This is a genomic window from Roseibium sp. JB4-4, assembly GCF_055693425.1.
In genome coordinates, this window is the sequence record NZ_CM146333.1 from 1868635 (window position 1) to 1883844 (window position 15210).

Sequence of the window (15210 nt, forward strand, 5' to 3'; positions counted from 1 at the left end):
CCAGAGTGTGTATGTCCGGAAACGAAAAAGGGGCGACGGGAATTGCCGCCCCTTTCGTAAAGAGCCGAAGCTCTGTTACTTCATTGTTTCTTCAGCTTCGATAGACGCCTGCGTAGCAGCCAGCTCAGGATCGGCAACGAGGCCGTATTGAGCCAGCGGGCCGGACGGGCCGGCAATTTCGTCAGCAGTGAAGAACTGAGCGTATTCTTTCAGACCCGGAATAACGCCGATATGTGCCTTCTTGATGTAGAAGAACAGCGGACGTGAAACCGGATACTCACCCGTAGAAATGGTTTCGGTGGACGGAGCCACATCACCCATGGTCGCAACTTTCAGCTTGTCGGTGTTGTTCTCGTAGAATGCGAGACCGAAGATACCGATGCCGTTCGGGTTGGAGTCGATACGTGCAAGCGTTTCAGTGTAGTCACCGTCGATGTCGGTGGACTTGCCGTCCGCACGCACGTCGATGCAAGCATCTTCGGCGTCGTCTTCAGACATGCCACTGTCGAGCATCGCCTGCAGAGCACCGGTTGCTTCACAACCTACAGCCAGGACCTTTTCCTCGAACACTTCACGCGTACCGTGCTTGGTGCCCGGGATGAAGGCAGCGATATCAACGTCCGGCAGATCAGCGTTGAATTCAGCCCACTTGCTGTATGGGTTGTCTACGATCTTGCCGTCTTTCAGCACTTTGGCGCCGAGAGCGTTGAAGATGTCAGCAGCCTGAAACTCAGTGAAGGCCGGACCGTCTTTTTGAGACGCGAAGACGATGCCGTCGTAACCGATGCGGACTTCGATAATGTCCTTAACACCAGCTTCAGCACAGGCTTTGATCTCTTTCTCGCGGATCTTGCGCGAAGCGTTTGCCACGTCGATGGTGTTTTCGCCAACACCTTCACAGAAGCGCTTCAGGCCAGCGGAAGAACCACCGGACTCAACAACCGGTGTCGGGAAGTCGGTGTTTTCACCAAAAGCTTCAGCAACAATGGAAGCATACGGCAGGACTGTGGAAGAACCAGCAACCTGAACTTGATCGCGAGCCTGAGCTGCGCCAACGAATGCAGTAGAAGCAACAGCCAGAGCAGTTGCGCTTACGAGGGTCGTAAATTTCACTTGACCACTCCCTTTGAATGTCAAGGTTTGTAGAGGATCGCAAGTCGCAGAAATGCGCTAGCGATGCCGGGACCCTAGGGCCCATGGATGAGAGTTCTATGACAGTTCTTTTTCAGTTTTGTGACAATTTAAACAGCTGAAAACAAAGACATTTTTTCGTTTCGTCAAAGTTTTGTGTCAATATGACCGTCATTTTACGACTCGGCGCCCGTCCAAAATGGATACCTTGGCTTTTGTCGCGAGCCACATTCCTTGCAATTTTTGAATGACGCGACACTGGAAGCGCAATCCAACCCAGTTTGCGCCAAAGCCAACACTTGGACAATCGGGTTCAAGAGCCCGCTTTCATCTCAGCCTTTGGAGAGATCTGTCTTCGCCGGACAAGCCGGTCCTCAGCTTGACGCAGCCTCTTCAGCGCCCTCGCCTTCTGCTATCGATGGCAGCCGCACTTTGAACACGGCGCCATTTCCAGGTTCGCTTTCAACGTCCAGGCGTGCGCGATGACGGGTCAAGATGTGCTTTACAATCGCCAGGCCTAGCCCCGTTCCCTTCAGCGCACGGCTGGATTCAACGTCCACGCGATAAAATCTTTCCGTCAGTCGCGGCAGGTGCTCCGTTGGAATACCATCGCCGTAGTCGCGAACAGAAAGTTCCCAGCCGGCAGCTTCCTCTGCATCTGATCGGTTGGACAACGAGACGTCCACGAACTCGCCCTCCGACCCATATTTGAGAGCGTTCTCGATAAGGTTTTCAGTGACCTGAATAAGTTCGTCCCGCTCCCCCATCACCCTGGCCGCCTGATCAGGCACATCGAGCCTGATCGTGACGTTGAGATCTCTTGCGAGTGGAGACAAGGCATCTGAGGTATGGCGCACGACCTCACATAGATCGACAACACTGTCAGGACGGACATGGGCCTTCAGTTCGATCCGCGACAGAGACAGAATGTCATCGATCAGGCGCCGCATCCGACCGGCCTGGTCCAGCATGATCGACAGGAAACGGTCCTGTGCCTCACGGTCGTTCTTCGCAGGCCCCTGCAAGGTCTCGATAAACCCGGTAAGGGAAGCAAGAGGGGTCCGCAATTCATGGCTTGCGTTTGCAACGAAATCACTGCGCATGCGCTCCAGGCGGCGATTTTCCGTCAGATCCTGGATAACGACCAATATGAAATCAGGCAGGCTTCGCGAGCGTTCGGCAGTGTTGCTGCCTGGCATATAGATCGGCGCAATATGAGCTTCATACCAGGTCTCCGTCGGAACTTTCTCGATCCAGCTGATCCGCTCGGTTCGTCCAGTGCTGCAGACCCGATCAAACGCCTCCAGGAGCGAAGGCGCCCTGAGTGAAAACGAAAGCGGGTCACCCGGCTTGACGCCTTGATAAAGGGACTGCGCTTGAGCGTTGACATACCGCGTTATGCCTCGTCCATCCGCTACGAAACAGGGCGTTGGCAAGGCGTCCACGGTTACCTTCATTCCCGTACCGGGCCACATTTTTCGGATTTCACGCTGGGCCTTGAGTTTGACCCGCCGGTTCACTGAACGCCTTGGAACGAAGGCTGCAACCGAGGTCAGCGCGAGCATTGCAACGATGCCGGACCAGAGTGAAACACCATAAGTGAACATGCCATAGAGAACCGCGCTCACAGCGGTCACCAGGATCCAGCGCGCCTCACCAATTCTGGTCAGCGGCGAGGCTGCTGCTTTGGCCTCAGCGGCCTCCTCTTCAGACGAATGGGAATCGGTCATGAATTCGATAAGTGATTGTGAACCTGAGATCGGCGTCCCGAATTGCCGACACTATTTCGACGTCGTAGTAGTTTGACAAGGTCGAAATCAGAAATTTGAAGAACTGGTCTGTGCACCGTCTAGCACGGCAAACATGTCATTCCGGCGACAGAGGCAATACTTTGATCTACCGCCGCAGATTGAAACTTCATCATCGCCAGGCACCTGAACGGGCCGCATTTTTCAATCTGGCGATCGTGTCCGGCCAGCCTTCCGGCCTACGCATTCGTTCGAGATATTCAGCGCCGCTCTCTCCGTGCCTCAAGAACTCGCTATGCACCACTTCAAGACGTGTTGCCTCGCCGGCTTCCCGGAAATTGATCATGACACGGCTCGCCGTCGCCGGATCCGCGATTTCCGTGCCCTCCATCGTGACCTGCCAGGCGATACGAATAAAAAGCGGTGGCTCGATCGAGAGGACGGTGCCCCAGACGCGTTGCTGACCTGCACTGTCGATCTCATAGCAACTGCCACCGGCAAAAGGTTCAACACCAGCTTCCACATCTCCTTGCGCGTCTTCTGCAAACGGAGATGACCACCACAAATCCAGCCGATCGACAAGCATGGAAAATGCCTTTTCCCTCGGCATGTCCAGCAAGCTGTCAAACCGGCATTCAGTTTCGTGCGACATCACGCTCCGCCAAGGCTGTTCAATCTTGTTCAAGTGACAATCTTTCATAGAAATGCCCAAATTGGCAAAGTCCGGTTTGCCTAGCTGATTCAAACGTCAGACAGATGACGTGTGAAAGTTCCGGATTATTCCCGATGGGCCGGGCCTAATTCGTCGTTGAATTGGGGCGGAAAGCGACGCATGTAATCATTTGTCCAAGCTCAAAACAAAAGGCATCTCGGATTTGCGGCACGATAGAGACTTCACGCCCCATTACGGACAGGCCATTGAACTCCTCCCCGGTGTCCGGCGTTTGACGGCTAACAATCCCGGGCCTTTCACGTTTTTCGGAACAAACTGCTATTTGCTTGGCACTGACAGGCTCGTTGTCGTCGACCCTGGTCCGGCGGACGAACTGCAAGTGGAGGCGATCCTGAAAGCTGCGGACAGCGCCACCATAGAAGCTATTCTTGTAAGCCACACCCATGTCGATCATGCACCTGGCGCGAGACTGTTGAAACAAAGAACAGGTGCTCAGATTGTCGGGTGCGGTGTTCACCGTGCCGCGCGAGATCTGCTGGAAAACGAAGTCAATCCGCTGGATGCCAGCGGCGACAAGGATTATGCGCCGGATCGGCAACTGGAGGATGGAGAAGTCTTTCGGGCGGCAGGCCTGGCGCTGGAAACCATTTCAACGCCGGGACACACCGCCAATCATCTCTGTTTCGCACTTGATGGCGCCGACCTCTTGTTGTCGGCCGATCATGTGATGGGGTGGTCGACATCCATCGTGGCACCGCCGGACGGCAACATGCGCGACTACATGACATCTCTGGATAGGCTTCTGGCGCGTCCAGAACAGCTCTATTGTCCAGGTCATGGCGGTCTTATTCGAGATGCAATTCAGTATGTGCAGGACTTGAAACAACATAGGCTTGCGCGTGAACAAGCAATCCTGATCCAGTTGGCAAATGGCGATAAGAGCATTCCGGAAATTGTGGCCGTGCTTTATGCCGATGTGGACCCGGCCCTGCATCCTGCCGCTGGACTGTCGGTTTTTGCTCAACTGGAAGATCTGGTAGAGCGTGGCTTAGTAACACCATCACCCGGGCTCGGCCTCAACAGCCGTTACAGCAAGTGCGCTTAGATCAGCCTTCCAGATCAGTCAGACCGAAATCGTCGACTTCCAAAGCCTCTTCCTCTTCGAAGTAGGGTTTGAAACCGGGCAGCGGTATCGTGTCACGCGGTTCCTGCAGCGGCACGATTTCAGGCTCGTCCTCCAGCTCGCCTTCATCGACAGAAAGACGGGCAAGATCACCATATGTCTCCAGCAGAACCTTGTCGATCTCGGCAAATACCAGCCTGATATTGTCCGCGTTTCCGGTCAGATCCTTGAGAGGCGTCTGGGACCGGGCTCGAACATCCAGCAATGCACCGAGTGGGTCCGGACGTATGCGCAAACTGACGTCATGCTTGAGGCCCAGAAGCCGTGAGGTTCCAACGGCCTGCAATCTTGTCGGGGCATCAAGAAGATCAGGCGGCAGTTCATCAACAACAATCCATCCCAAAGTATCGACGGCTTTTGCACCAGCTGCGTGCAGCTGCGCTGGCGGTATCCGGTATCTTCGCGGCACAATATCCGGGTATTGCCTGGATCCCCCGGATGTCTCCGGCACTGAACCGGTCACCTGTGTGATCGCGGGCCAGAGATGCGTTTCCAGCGACGTGTTGAACCAGCCAAGGAATGGTTGCTCTTCCGACAGAGCTTGAATTTTCATATCCGGCGGATCAATGCGGTTGGTCGACAAGTCGTCTGGACCGGCTTGAAGCACCAGCATACCCAGAATGATACCGGGTGCGACCAGAGCAATGGTGGCCAGAAACATACCCGTCAATGCGGATGGAAGGCCCGGTCCGCCATGCGCCCAAATTCGTTGAAAGGCAATCAGCGCGAGGCCGACCGCGAGAAGCGCTGCTATCCCGGCTCCCGCAAGAGAAAGCGCAAACACATCCGCATCGACAAAACCGAAACGCTTGGACAGATAGGCTGTTACTGCCAATGCAACAGCAACCGCGCCGATAATTCGGCTTGCGGGTGCTGACCTGGTTTTATAGGCGGCGTAACGTTTCATAGCTTTCCAACTCGTTGGCCCTAAAGCGGTGCAAGCCAACACTGAAGTTCTGATTGTTTCTTTCTTTACAGACCAAATGTCAAAAATGAACTTCACTTTCCGGGGCAGCAAAGCATAAATTTGCAGAAACAGGGTTGAGTAAACGTCTGATTCAGCACCGCTGAAAAAAGACAAAAGACTTCAAGGTAGGGATGCCCGGTATGGGCTCAGGTCATCCGGTGGAAAATCTGGTGCAAAATACTGACGATAAGAACCGCAATCCAGGTATGCGGTTGCGTTCGTTCTTCCTGTCCAGCCGTAGCAACATCTTTCTATGTTACCTGATGACACTGTCGGTCATGTTGTGTCCGGTCGCCCTTTTGTTCGCAATCCTGTTTGCCGAAACGCAAAACGAAGGATTTCAAGCTCACTACCACTATCTGCGCACAACCATTGCGCTTTTGGTGATCGGTTCACTGACCGGTTGCCTGTTGATTGTATTGGGGGCTTCCCTGTCGTCGCTCCTCATTTTTGCTGGTCTTGCCTTTGCAGGTGCCGCACTGGTTCTGACGGTGCTGCGCTGCAGCCATGGTTTGATCTGCACGACGCGCGGCCTAACTCTGAGGAACCACAGAACCTATTTTATTTAGCGCCCAACTTGCGCCTATGGCGCTTTACTTGGCCAAACCGGAAACAAGTAAATAAAAGATTACTCACCTTCTTCAAATTCGCAGAATTATCGTTACATCCTGTTATGGTATTTGACTGGCCCGAACGCGGCAATAAGCACATACTTATTGGGTCCTGGCATCAAATGTGGGCGACTTTTCAATCCGCCTTCCGTTTGCCGCAATTGGACACCAAATGCAGCGCGCCCGCACAAAATCAATGTGTAAACCAGTATCGCGGGCACTGGACTACAACGGACCTGACAAATGTCTGAACAAATCTCCCGGCCGTCCACAATCGCTTCTTCTGGAGCGAAACTTGTCAATCAGTACAAGCCGGTCGGCATTGCCGCGATTACTGCAGCTGCTATCTGCAAAAACGCAGGCGCAGAGAAAAAGAAAAAGTAAGCTTTTGGCACTGCAAGCGCCAGCCTACGATGTCGCCAACGTCCTCATCTGAGGATCTGTGCTCGGCAAACAAGGTTGCCGCCGCATGATCACTTGGGCAAACTGCCGCTGATCCGGACACGATATGTGTTCCAGCGGAGACAGCTTGAATGATTATTGCCTACTGCCCGTCGGTAAACGGCCTGGAGCGTATAGAACTTGCTCCGGGCACACCGCTGCCAACAACATCCATCTGGATCGATCTGGTTGCTCCATCACAAGATGAGCAAAGGGCCGCCGAGAAGTTGATGGGAGCGGAAATACCGACGCGCGAAGAGATCGCCTCGATCGAAACGTCTGAGCGCCTTTATCTGGAGCCTGGAGCGGTTGTCATGACCGCCCAACTTCCGATCGCCACCCGCACAATCGATCCCATCCTCTCGTCCGTCACCTTTGTGGCCAACGCGAAACGCCTGGTCACCGTCCGTTATGGCGAACCCAAATCCATTGCCCTGCTCTCCCGCAAAATTCAGAGCGATGGAACGATCGCTCATCGTGGACCGGCGGTGCTATTTGCGATGCTCGACATCATCGTCGACCGCTGTGCAGACGAAATGGAAGCAGCATCCGCACGATATGACGAGCTCGCTGTTCAGGTGTTCGGTGATGGACTGAACACCCGGAAGACCGCCAGCTACCAGGATGCCATACGGCAGCTGGGCCAGATCGGCCTTCACGTCACCAAGATGCACGATGTTTGTACGAGCCTTGCCCGGATGCTCATCTACATGAACACCCATGCAAAGCGGTTTGATCTGAGCGAAGACCAAATTGCTGAAGTCAAGATGTTCAGCCGAGACATTCATTCCATCAAGGAGCACGGTGATGCATTGGACAACAAGCTGGCGTTTTTGCTCGACGCAACGGTTGGTCTGGTAACGCTGGAACAAAACCAGATATCCAAGATCTTCACGGTCCTCGGGGTTATTTTCCTGCCCCCGACCCTGATCGCGTCGATCTACGGAATGAATTTCGACAAGATGCCGGAATTGCGATGGGAACTTGGCTTCCCGTTTTCAATCGGGCTCATGCTGCTCTCCATCGTGGCAACCTTTCTTGTCTTCCGATGGAAGAAGCTGCTTTAGGGAGCCGGCTATGACCTTAGGGATATAGCCGTTCCCGCTTCCACTTCTGACCAGGAGCCTCTCGCGTCAACAGCACCCGGTCGTGTAGCCGGAAAGGCCGGTCATGCCAGAATTCAATGGAGACTGGCTCCAACCGCATTCCGGACCAGTGTTCCGGACGGGGAATGTCGCCAATGCCGAACTTGGCGGTGAATTTGGCAACTTCCTTTTCAAGTGCAAACCGGCTTTCCAGAGGACGGGACTGTTTGGAGGCCCAGGCGCCTATCCTGCTGCCACGCGGCCGCGACTGATAATATGCGTCAGCTTCGTCAGCAGGCACTTCAACAACCGGACCGCGGATGCGCACTTGCCTGCGTAAGGATTTCCAGTGAAAGCACATGGCCGCCTTGCCGGCCTGAAGAAGCTCCTTGCCCTTCGTGCTTTCAAAATTGGTGTAAAACACGAACCCGCGTTCATCGAATCCCTTCAGCAACAGCATCCGTACATTGGGCAGCCCAGTTTGGTCGACCGTTGCCAGTGAAAAGGCATTCGGATCGTTCGGTTCCGACGCTTTGGCATCCTCAAGCCATTCAGAAAAAAGATCAAATGGCTGCGTGACTTCAGTGAAGTCACCATTTGTTAACTCTTCATGAGGATCTTTGAGGTTTGTCATGGGTACCTGTCGAAGGAAACGACAGCCTGAAGTGCGGCATGAGACTGCCATCACGTGGGGGCTGTCCAAAAGATGTATCGTATGCGTTCATATACTGCCAGGCACATCAAGATCCAGCCCTTTGCCGCCGCTCTGTTCGTGGCTGGGGCAACTGTTGCAGGCTGCAGCCAGGTGTCGGTGCCAGTCGGAAGCAATAATGTCGACACCCCTACGATATTGACCGGCTCGATCGCCTCCACGGCCGATGAAGCCTATTCGGACATTAACCAGGACGATCGTTCCATAATTGCAGAAAACCTTGATGCGATAGGACCAGACCTGACCGCAAGCGACGATACAAACGGCCTGACACTGCCTTGGCTTAATTCGGTGAGTGGAAATTCCGGCACACTTTCCAGCATCGTAACATCCGGGCTGAATGAGACCGGCTGCCTGTCGTTCAAGACCACGGCGAACACCATTACAGGTATAAAACTCTACTCCGGAACCGCCTGCCGAGATGTCACGGAGAAATTCGCCGTAACGACTCTTTCCGTTGCAGGTGCTTGATCCTTCGAACAAAGACGCTAAAAGCAAAGAGCTTCAGACATGGACAGGGGTGGAATTTCCTCCTGTTCGTTCCGATATAAGAGATAAGTCCGGTTGGACTTGACCCCTTGGTATCGCGCGCTTCGGAGCAGGCATTGTGTCCGGAGCGTTTTAGCGTGGGTTGGTAGGCCGGAAAATCTTTAGAAACCTGGTGAGACGAATGCGTGATCCCTATAGCGTCCTCGGGGTGGCGAAATCCGCCAGCGAGGGCGACATAAAAAAGGCCTTCAGGAAACTGGCCAAAAAATACCACCCTGATCAAAACAAAAACGATCCGGGTGCTCAACAGCGTTTTGCCGAAGCGAACCAGGCATATGAGATTGTCGGTGACAAGGAAAAACGCGCCCAGTTCGATCGCGGAGAGATTGATGCAGAGGGCAAGCAGAAATTCCACGCCGGTGGTTTTGAAGGCTTTACCGGACACCAGGACTTCGGCTCCGCCGGCAGTTCCAGAGGCTTCAAGAACGCGGGCGGCTCCGGCGCTTTTGATGACATTTTGAACGACATTTTTGGCAGCTTTGGCAAGGAGGCTCTCGTGGCCGCACTGGCGCTGGAGCGGGCCCCGGCGGTGGTTTTGCCGGCGGTGCGCAAACCCGGACCGCATCCAAGGCCAAGGGCAAAAACGCTGAAATCGTCGCGCGGGCGTCTCTTGAGGATATCGTCAATTCCGGCAAGACGCAGGTAACGCTTCCCAATGGCAAGACCGTGAATGTTACGTTGCCCAAGGGGGTTGTCGAAGGTGAGAAGATCCGTCTCAAGGGACAAGGACATCCAGGCGAGAACGGCGGACCTGCCGGCGATGCCATGGTCGAAATCCGTTTCCGGCAACATCCGCTGTTCGAAGTGAAGGGCTCGGATTTGCATCTTGATTTGCCACTGGCGCTCTATGAAGCGGTTCTGGGAGCAAAAGTCCGTACGCCGACGCTTACGGGCGCGGTCAATCTGACTATTCCAGAAAACGCGTCTAGCGGTAAAACCATGCGGCTGAAAGGCAAGGGCTTGCCAACAAAGACCGGAGGTCATGGCGATCTGTTGGTCAAGCTGCAGATCGCAATGCCGCCTCACAATGACGAAGAGCTGGAAACACTCATGAAAGCCTGGAAGGAAATCACGCCTTATCGGGCCCGAGGCCCGGAATTCGACTGAGGCCGACCCCATGTCTTCGCGAGCAGTTGCAACCGATCAGGAATGCCGCCTTATGGGCGGCGTTTTCACGTCTGCCGTTAATAAAGCACAATAACCGCTGTGCCGATGATTGCGACTATGGTTCCCGCTATCGCCTCCAGGCTGGGTCTTCTTCCCTTTGTGACCCAAAGGATCGGAAGCACGCACAAAGGTGAAAGCGACCCTAGAACAGCGGCAACTCCTGCCTGCGTATTGGCAAAAGCATAGAGCAACAGCGACGACGAAATCCCGTACCCGATAACACCGGGCAGGATCGTTCTGAAAAGAAGATAGGGCGAGGTTTCCGTTTGCGCCCTCACGGCCCGAGATGGACAGATGCCAACCAGCGAGATCACGGCTGCTGCACCAAGAAGACGAATGGCGGTCACCGCAACCGGTTCAGCGCCTGCGGTCAGAGCCGGTTTGACCGCGAGAAAGCCCACCCCTTGAAGAGTTGCTGCCAACAGCCCCAACATCACAACGCCAAACAGGCGTTTTCCGGCAACGCCGTCTTCCCGCTCAGCCTGGCTGCCAAACCGAATGGCAATCACAAGACCGGCAAGAATAATCACACCGCCCAGCAAGTCCACCGGCCCGATTGTTTCACCAATCCAAATATAGGCAAATCCAGCGACCACGGGTGCTTTCAAACACAAAATCAGCTCGGTGAGACGAGGCCCACCCTGACGCAGGCACTCGATCATCGCAAGATTTCCAAGCAGTATTCCACCGAGAGAGCTGACCAGAAAAGCTGGCCAATGATGCCAGTCAATGCTTGGCCAGAGGCCGAGCAAACTGCTTAGCGCCGCCATCAGAGCCGCGCAGAATATGAGCTGAATGCGGGTAAACTCAAACGCCCCCAGGGCTTTGGCGGGCATCTGAGCCATCACGATCCCGCTTGCCCACCCTACGGAGGCAAAAAGAGCCGTTGATGCCGCTATCATTCCAAGCATGGCAATTATCCGCGTGCTATTCTTTACGTAGCACTAGTTTGCTACACAAAAGATAGCAAGAGGATAATTTGCCGGTATCGTCACCTCAACCAGGCCAACCTGTGCGCGGCTCGCGCTCCGGCAAGCCGATCATGGCACTCTTTGACCTCCTAGGACGCAATTGGGCGCTTGGCATCATCTGGCAGCTTTCGGAGGGACAGATGACCTTCAGAGAATTGCAGGACCGATGTGAGAGCGTATCTCCGACTGTGCTCAATCGTCGGCTCAAGGAACTGAGAGCCAGCTTGCTCATCGAGCGTGGAGAGCGAGGATATCAACTGACACCACTGGGTCTGGAACTGTTCGACATGCTGGAGCCATTTGGCAGGTGGTCTATGACCTGGGCACAGCATCTAAAGCGCGAAAAACCAGACCAGGAAAAACAATCCTGATCTGGCTGACGTCTTGATAAGGTAGATGTCGAGCAAAATTTGTCTGCTCGACATCCGTTGTGATCAGACTTTGCGTTGCATTTCCGCAAGCATTTCTGCGAGCAAATCCATACCTGCGCCCCAGCCCTTGTCGAGGCCGTCGATCGCACCGGCAAAACAAGCTATTTCCGCTTCATTTGCCTCATGCGGTGTCCAGACCAGCCGAACGTCCGTATGATCTCCGGTTTGCGAAAAGGTTACAGTCGTCAGCAACACTTTCGGCCAATCCGGCATCATCGGGTTTGAAACCACATTCCATTCGCCGTCCGAGACGGAGTGAAGCCAGACCAGTTTTTCGGGCGCAACGACTTCCGTATATTCTACGCGCTGAAAGTGCGAGTTGCTGCCGAATTTCATTTCATTCAACCAGAGCCCGCCTGGCTGGACATCCAATTTATGCACCACAGTTTCCACGCCCGGCCCATACCAGCGAGCCAGCAATTCAGGTTCGGTCCATGTCCGCCAAACCATGTCGCGCGGTGCATTGAAACGTCTTTCAAGTATAAATTCCGGCATTGCCATTGCCTAACTCCCTAACTAATCGGCGTTTTTAAGTTCCATCAAAAGATCATCGAGCTGGTCGAAACTTGAGCTCCAGAACTCCTTGAATTCTTCCAGCCAGGCAATCGCCTCCTTCATTGGTGCCGCGTTCAAACTCGCTGGCCGGCGTTGTCGGTCTGCGCCTCGCATAATCAAGCCAGCACGCTCCAAAACCTTCAGATGTTTTGAAACTGCGGGTTGGCTCATTTCAAATGGCGCAGCGATTTCATTGACCGATGCCTCACCGCTCGCCAATCGAGTCAGGATCGCCCTGCGAGTTGGATCTGCAAGGGCAGCAAAGACAGTGTCCAATTGCGTGGGCTCGTTTATATAACCAACTTGTTCCATAACCAAAAAGTTATATTCGATTCAGTGAGATGTCAACCATTGAAAAAGATAACAAGTTATATATCTTGTTATCTAAATGGAGGCATCTATGGTTGAAGACATCGTCCGAACCCTCGGATATGCAACGCTTGGCAGCCGATTGAAAAGGATTGGTGAAAAGCTGCAGTCCCAGACTCAGGACCTGACAATAACGCTTGCCAGCGAGGATTTGCCAACGCCATACAACCCGGTTTTGGCGGCCTTGGATCTACACGGGCCGATGAGCATTGGTGATCTGGCTAAGTCCCTTGGACAAAGCCAACCCGGCATCACGCGCATGATCAACAAAATGAAACGTGAAGGTCTCGTTGAGCCACGACCTGACCCGACCGACAAACGGGTCAACGCCATTCAGTTGACCGAAGAGGGCAACAAATTGGTCGAAAAACTCAAGGGCAAGCTTTGGCCTGCAGTCACCCTGGCTGTGGAAGACGCTTGCCGTGACCTGCATGGTTCGTTTCTGGAACAGCTCACTCAACTTGAAAAACGGTTGTCCGAGCTTTCACTTGCCGACCGCCATCCTCCCCCGCCCTTTCCAGACTGGAACACCATGCAGAAATCGGAAGAAAGAGAATGATCAAACGCATATGGCATGGCTGGACAACGCCGGAAAATGCAGAGACCTACCACGAGATCCTAACAAACGTGGTCATTCCCGGGATCGAAGCCAAGGCGATAGCCGGGTACCTTGGAATTGAGGTTCTCAGGCGGGACCTGGAATCGGAGATCGAATTCATTACGATCATGAGTTTTCGGTCGCGCAGCGACATCATCGCCTTTTTGGGTCAGGACTACGAGCGTTCCTACGTACCGGACGTTGCCCGGACAGTTTTGAAAAGATGGGAGCAGACAGCGCAACACTATGAGCTATGCACCAAACGCAGCCACAAGGAATGACATGGACACGCTCTTAAGCCGAGTCGTCTGGTCGGCTCTGACATCTCGCCAACACCGGTTTTCACGCGGTGGGAACCTAGCGTTGAAGTTCGATCCAGACGTATCTCCGTTCGCAGCATCCAAGGACAATTCGCCAGAAGCGCTGGCAGCACTCGCCGATCTGATGTCGCCCAAAGATCCACCTGTCTATCTGCTTCAGGCCGATGAGATTGCATTACCGTCCAGCCTGAAAGTTGAGATGACGGCACTCGGTGTTCTGATGACGGAGCAGACCCCTCAATCCAAAGCAATTCCAAAAGCCCCGATTGTCCCCTTGCAGCAGCGGGATATTGCTGAGATGGTCAGCCTTGCCGACCTGACAAAACCCGGACCGTTCGCCAAGCGCACGCCGGAACTCGGGCAGTTTTACGGTGTCAGACTGGATGGCAGGCTCGCCGCAATGGCCGGAACGCGCCTGAACCTCGACGGATTTACCGAAATCAGCGGCATCTGCACACATCCGGACTTTCGAGGACGTGGTCTTGCATCAGACTTGTCGATCTGGGTCGCATCCAAAATTCGAGAGCGAGGCGACACGCCTTTCCTTCATGCCTATGCGGACAATGACGGCGCCATCGCGCTTTACCGGAAACTCGGTTTTGAGATCTGGAGTGAAGTGAATGTTGCCGTAGTCCGGCGATTGGAGGGCAGTGCAGACTAAGATGTTGCTGGCCAAAGGCCGTACGCGATCATCACAGCACTCAAAACAATCCAGGTAGAAACAAGCGCCCAATAGAGAACCGGGTGTTCCAACTTTTTGATTGGTTCGACCAGATATGTTTCTCCAGACTTTAATGCCGGAATGACCCAAAGCAGGAAGAGAATTCCCCAAATCAGATAAACCTCAAAGACGACGCCAATCCACAGGATGGCAAGTGCCAGAAGGGTCTTCCATTTCGAGCCTGCGGTTTCACGGACGTTTTGTCCCTCGGAAACCGTAGCAGCCGAGCCGGTCTCCCTTAGGAACAAGGCAGCGCCATCAGGGTCCTGAATGATCACACTTCGATCTTCCGATGTTTCGTATAGGATTTTGCCGCCCATTTCCTCGACTGCGTCCCTGGCGACCGTCAGGTCATTGACCCCGATAAAAACTCCCCAAAACTGCGAAGCTCCGCGGATTTCCTCGGGTAATTCGACAACATCTGAAACGTGCCGCTCCGCCAATTTCATGGCAAAGCAGCCCGATTGATCTCCAACCGAAGAGATCCAGCCAAACAAGGCTTGATAAAATGGAATGACGGCAGCGGCATTGGAGACATAAAGAGCATTCCAAACCATGCTTCCAGCACTGGCCAAGTTATCTCTAACAGGCAAGGCAGGTTTCTCGATCACCGTAAAACCAGCACCCAACGGGTCCCGGATAAGGGCAATACGCGACGTTTTGAAAAAAGGCGTGGGTTTCAGTTCGATTTTGCCGCCAAGTTTTTCTGCGCGCGCGACAGTGTCTTCTATGTCGGAAACCTCGATATAGGACATCCAGAAACTTGGCAGTCCGATCTCCCGGTACTTCGCTGGCATGTCAAACAATCCGGACTGCTGACGGTTTCGATTAGAAGCAATGAAATAGGGATCTCCGTTCGACTGCCAGTCTCGAACATAGCTCCAGCCGATCACGGCCTCATAAAAGCCCTTGGTAACATCAGATCGATACGTCGAGAGATCACACCAGACAAAATCACCATGGGCCATCAATGCACCT

Annotated in this window: 18 protein-coding genes and 1 pseudogene; 10 read left to right on the plus strand and 9 right to left on the minus strand. The window is 54.0% G+C overall.

Annotated features, from left to right (window positions below; genetic code table 11):
* Positions 1 to 75 precede the first annotated feature (75 nt).
* The 3 genes from ACZ1HV_RS08570 to ACZ1HV_RS08580 all read right to left on the minus strand — a co-directional run bounded on the left by ACZ1HV_RS08570 (position 76) and on the right by ACZ1HV_RS08580 (position 3531).
* Positions 76 to 1113: a substrate-binding domain-containing protein gene (locus tag ACZ1HV_RS08570; RefSeq protein ID WP_298959142.1), complete on the minus strand. Its 1038-nt coding sequence runs from the start codon at positions 1111 to 1113 to the stop codon at positions 76 to 78.
* A gap of 392 nt (positions 1114 to 1505) precedes the next feature.
* Positions 1506 to 2861 (minus strand): ATP-binding protein, encoded by a 1356-nt coding sequence (locus tag ACZ1HV_RS08575; protein ID WP_298813557.1) that lies wholly within the window; start codon positions 2859 to 2861, stop codon positions 1506 to 1508.
* A 190-nt stretch (positions 2862 to 3051) separates the two neighbouring features.
* A complete protein-coding gene (locus ACZ1HV_RS08580) occupies positions 3052 to 3531 on the minus strand; it encodes an SRPBCC family protein (protein WP_472717825.1) in 480 nt (159 codons plus the stop codon).
* A 190-nt stretch (positions 3532 to 3721) separates the two neighbouring features.
* On the opposite strand from ACZ1HV_RS08580, the gene ACZ1HV_RS08585 reads away from it, so the two are divergent.
* On the plus strand, positions 3722 to 4657 hold the full coding sequence (locus ACZ1HV_RS08585) for an MBL fold metallo-hydrolase (RefSeq protein WP_472717826.1): 936 nt from the start codon (positions 3722 to 3724) through the stop codon (positions 4655 to 4657).
* Position 4658: 1 nt separating this feature from the next.
* On the opposite strand, the gene ACZ1HV_RS08590 is transcribed toward ACZ1HV_RS08585, so the two are convergent.
* Positions 4659 to 5642, minus strand: a complete 984-nt coding sequence (locus ACZ1HV_RS08590) for a DUF1499 domain-containing protein (RefSeq protein WP_298813563.1) — start codon at positions 5640 to 5642, stop codon at positions 4659 to 4661.
* Between the two features lie 230 nt (positions 5643 to 5872).
* On the opposite strand from ACZ1HV_RS08590, the gene ACZ1HV_RS08595 reads away from it, so the two are divergent.
* The 3 genes from ACZ1HV_RS08595 to ACZ1HV_RS08605 all read left to right on the plus strand — a co-directional run bounded on the left by ACZ1HV_RS08595 (position 5873) and on the right by ACZ1HV_RS08605 (position 7821).
* Positions 5873 to 6271 carry a hypothetical protein gene (locus tag ACZ1HV_RS08595; protein ID WP_298813565.1) on the plus strand — a complete coding sequence of 133 codons (399 nt, stop codon included), beginning with the start codon at positions 5873 to 5875 and terminating at the stop codon, positions 6269 to 6271.
* Positions 6272 to 6556: 285 nt separating this feature from the next.
* Positions 6557 to 6697: a hypothetical protein gene (locus ACZ1HV_RS08600; RefSeq protein ID WP_298813567.1), complete on the plus strand. Its 141-nt coding sequence runs from the start codon at positions 6557 to 6559 to the stop codon at positions 6695 to 6697.
* A 149-nt stretch (positions 6698 to 6846) separates the two neighbouring features.
* Complete coding sequence (locus ACZ1HV_RS08605; protein WP_298813569.1) at positions 6847 to 7821, plus strand: magnesium transporter CorA family protein; 975 nt, start codon at positions 6847 to 6849, stop codon at positions 7819 to 7821.
* Positions 7822 to 7837: 16 nt separating this feature from the next.
* On the opposite strand, the gene pdxH is transcribed toward ACZ1HV_RS08605, so the two are convergent.
* Positions 7838 to 8473: a pyridoxamine 5'-phosphate oxidase gene (pdxH, locus tag ACZ1HV_RS08610; RefSeq protein WP_298983612.1), complete on the minus strand. Its 636-nt coding sequence runs from the start codon at positions 8471 to 8473 to the stop codon at positions 7838 to 7840.
* Between the two features lie 81 nt (positions 8474 to 8554).
* Between pdxH and ACZ1HV_RS08615 the strand changes: the two genes are divergently transcribed.
* Together ACZ1HV_RS08615 and ACZ1HV_RS08620 are read left to right on the plus strand one after the other, a co-directional pair.
* Positions 8555 to 9022 (plus strand): RT0821/Lpp0805 family surface protein, encoded by a 468-nt coding sequence (locus ACZ1HV_RS08615; protein ID WP_298959125.1) that lies wholly within the window; start codon positions 8555 to 8557, stop codon positions 9020 to 9022.
* Positions 9023 to 9221: 199 nt separating this feature from the next.
* Positions 9222 to 10207 (plus strand): annotated as a pseudogene (locus ACZ1HV_RS08620) (DnaJ C-terminal domain-containing protein).
* 77 nt (positions 10208 to 10284) lie between these two features.
* Here the strand turns inward: ACZ1HV_RS08620 and ACZ1HV_RS08625 are convergent.
* On the minus strand, positions 10285 to 11178 hold the full coding sequence (locus tag ACZ1HV_RS08625) for a DMT family transporter (RefSeq protein WP_472717827.1): 894 nt from the start codon (positions 11176 to 11178) through the stop codon (positions 10285 to 10287).
* A 131-nt stretch (positions 11179 to 11309) separates the two neighbouring features.
* Here ACZ1HV_RS08625 and ACZ1HV_RS08630 point away from each other — a divergent pair, with 131 nt between their 5' ends.
* The gene (locus ACZ1HV_RS08630; RefSeq protein ID WP_472717828.1) at positions 11310 to 11609 is read left to right on the plus strand and encodes a winged helix-turn-helix transcriptional regulator; all 300 of its coding nucleotides are present in this window, start codon (positions 11310 to 11312) and stop codon (positions 11607 to 11609) included.
* Positions 11610 to 11672: 63 nt separating this feature from the next.
* On the opposite strand, the gene ACZ1HV_RS08635 is transcribed toward ACZ1HV_RS08630, so the two are convergent.
* Positions 11673 to 12164 carry an SRPBCC family protein gene (locus ACZ1HV_RS08635; protein ID WP_298813581.1) on the minus strand — a complete coding sequence of 164 codons (492 nt, stop codon included), beginning with the start codon at positions 12162 to 12164 and terminating at the stop codon, positions 11673 to 11675.
* Between the two features lie 21 nt (positions 12165 to 12185).
* A complete protein-coding gene (locus ACZ1HV_RS08640; protein ID WP_472717829.1) occupies positions 12186 to 12536 on the minus strand; it encodes an ArsR/SmtB family transcription factor in 351 nt (116 codons plus the stop codon).
* An 88-nt stretch (positions 12537 to 12624) separates the two neighbouring features.
* Between ACZ1HV_RS08640 and ACZ1HV_RS08645 the strand changes: the two genes are divergently transcribed.
* From ACZ1HV_RS08645 to ACZ1HV_RS08655, 3 genes are read left to right on the plus strand one after another with little or no spacing between them, the layout of a single operon-like run.
* Complete coding sequence (locus ACZ1HV_RS08645) at positions 12625 to 13152, plus strand: MarR family winged helix-turn-helix transcriptional regulator (RefSeq protein ID WP_298813585.1); 528 nt, start codon at positions 12625 to 12627, stop codon at positions 13150 to 13152.
* Entirely contained in the window at positions 13149 to 13472 is a 324-nt protein-coding gene (locus ACZ1HV_RS08650) for an antibiotic biosynthesis monooxygenase (RefSeq protein ID WP_472717830.1), read from the plus strand. Before ACZ1HV_RS08645 ends, ACZ1HV_RS08650 begins: the two co-directional genes overlap by 4 nt.
* A gap of 1 nt (position 13473) precedes the next feature.
* Entirely contained in the window at positions 13474 to 14172 is a 699-nt protein-coding gene (locus ACZ1HV_RS08655; protein WP_472717831.1) for a GNAT family N-acetyltransferase, read from the plus strand.
* Here ACZ1HV_RS08655 and ACZ1HV_RS08660 read toward each other — a convergent pair.
* Complete coding sequence (locus ACZ1HV_RS08660) at positions 14169 to 15200, minus strand: VOC family protein (RefSeq protein WP_472717832.1); 1032 nt, start codon at positions 15198 to 15200, stop codon at positions 14169 to 14171. The genes ACZ1HV_RS08655 and ACZ1HV_RS08660 overlap by 4 nt on opposite strands.
* Positions 15201 to 15210: the final 10 nt, after the last annotated feature.

Coding starts and splice junctions, on each gene's coding strand:
- ACZ1HV_RS08625 (WP_472717827.1), bottom strand. CDS start 11,178: ATGCTTGGAATGATAGCGGCATCAACGGCTCTTTTTGCCTCCGTAGGG.
- ACZ1HV_RS08655 (WP_472717831.1), top strand. CDS start 13,474: ATGGACACGCTCTTAAGCCGAGTCGTCTGGTCGGCTCTGACATCTCGC.
- ACZ1HV_RS08615 (WP_298959125.1), top strand. CDS start 8,555: ATGCGTTCATATACTGCCAGGCACATCAAGATCCAGCCCTTTGCCGCC.
- ACZ1HV_RS08640 (WP_472717829.1), bottom strand. CDS start 12,536: ATGGAACAAGTTGGTTATATAAACGAGCCCACGCAATTGGACACTGTC.
- ACZ1HV_RS08630 (WP_472717828.1), top strand. CDS start 11,310: ATGGCACTCTTTGACCTCCTAGGACGCAATTGGGCGCTTGGCATCATC.
- pdxH (WP_298983612.1), bottom strand. CDS start 8,473: ATGACAAACCTCAAAGATCCTCATGAAGAGTTAACAAATGGTGACTTC.
- ACZ1HV_RS08660 (WP_472717832.1), bottom strand. CDS start 15,200: ATGGCCCATGGTGATTTTGTCTGGTGTGATCTCTCGACGTATCGATCT.
- ACZ1HV_RS08645 (WP_298813585.1), top strand. CDS start 12,625: ATGGTTGAAGACATCGTCCGAACCCTCGGATATGCAACGCTTGGCAGC.
- ACZ1HV_RS08575 (WP_298813557.1), bottom strand. CDS start 2,861: ATGACCGATTCCCATTCGTCTGAAGAGGAGGCCGCTGAGGCCAAAGCA.
- ACZ1HV_RS08580 (WP_472717825.1), bottom strand. CDS start 3,531: ATGTCGCACGAAACTGAATGCCGGTTTGACAGCTTGCTGGACATGCCG.
- ACZ1HV_RS08635 (WP_298813581.1), bottom strand. CDS start 12,164: ATGCCGGAATTTATACTTGAAAGACGTTTCAATGCACCGCGCGACATG.
- ACZ1HV_RS08600 (WP_298813567.1), top strand. CDS start 6,557: ATGTCTGAACAAATCTCCCGGCCGTCCACAATCGCTTCTTCTGGAGCG.
- ACZ1HV_RS08650 (WP_472717830.1), top strand. CDS start 13,149: ATGATCAAACGCATATGGCATGGCTGGACAACGCCGGAAAATGCAGAG.
- ACZ1HV_RS08590 (WP_298813563.1), bottom strand. CDS start 5,642: ATGAAACGTTACGCCGCCTATAAAACCAGGTCAGCACCCGCAAGCCGA.
- ACZ1HV_RS08605 (WP_298813569.1), top strand. CDS start 6,847: ATGATTATTGCCTACTGCCCGTCGGTAAACGGCCTGGAGCGTATAGAA.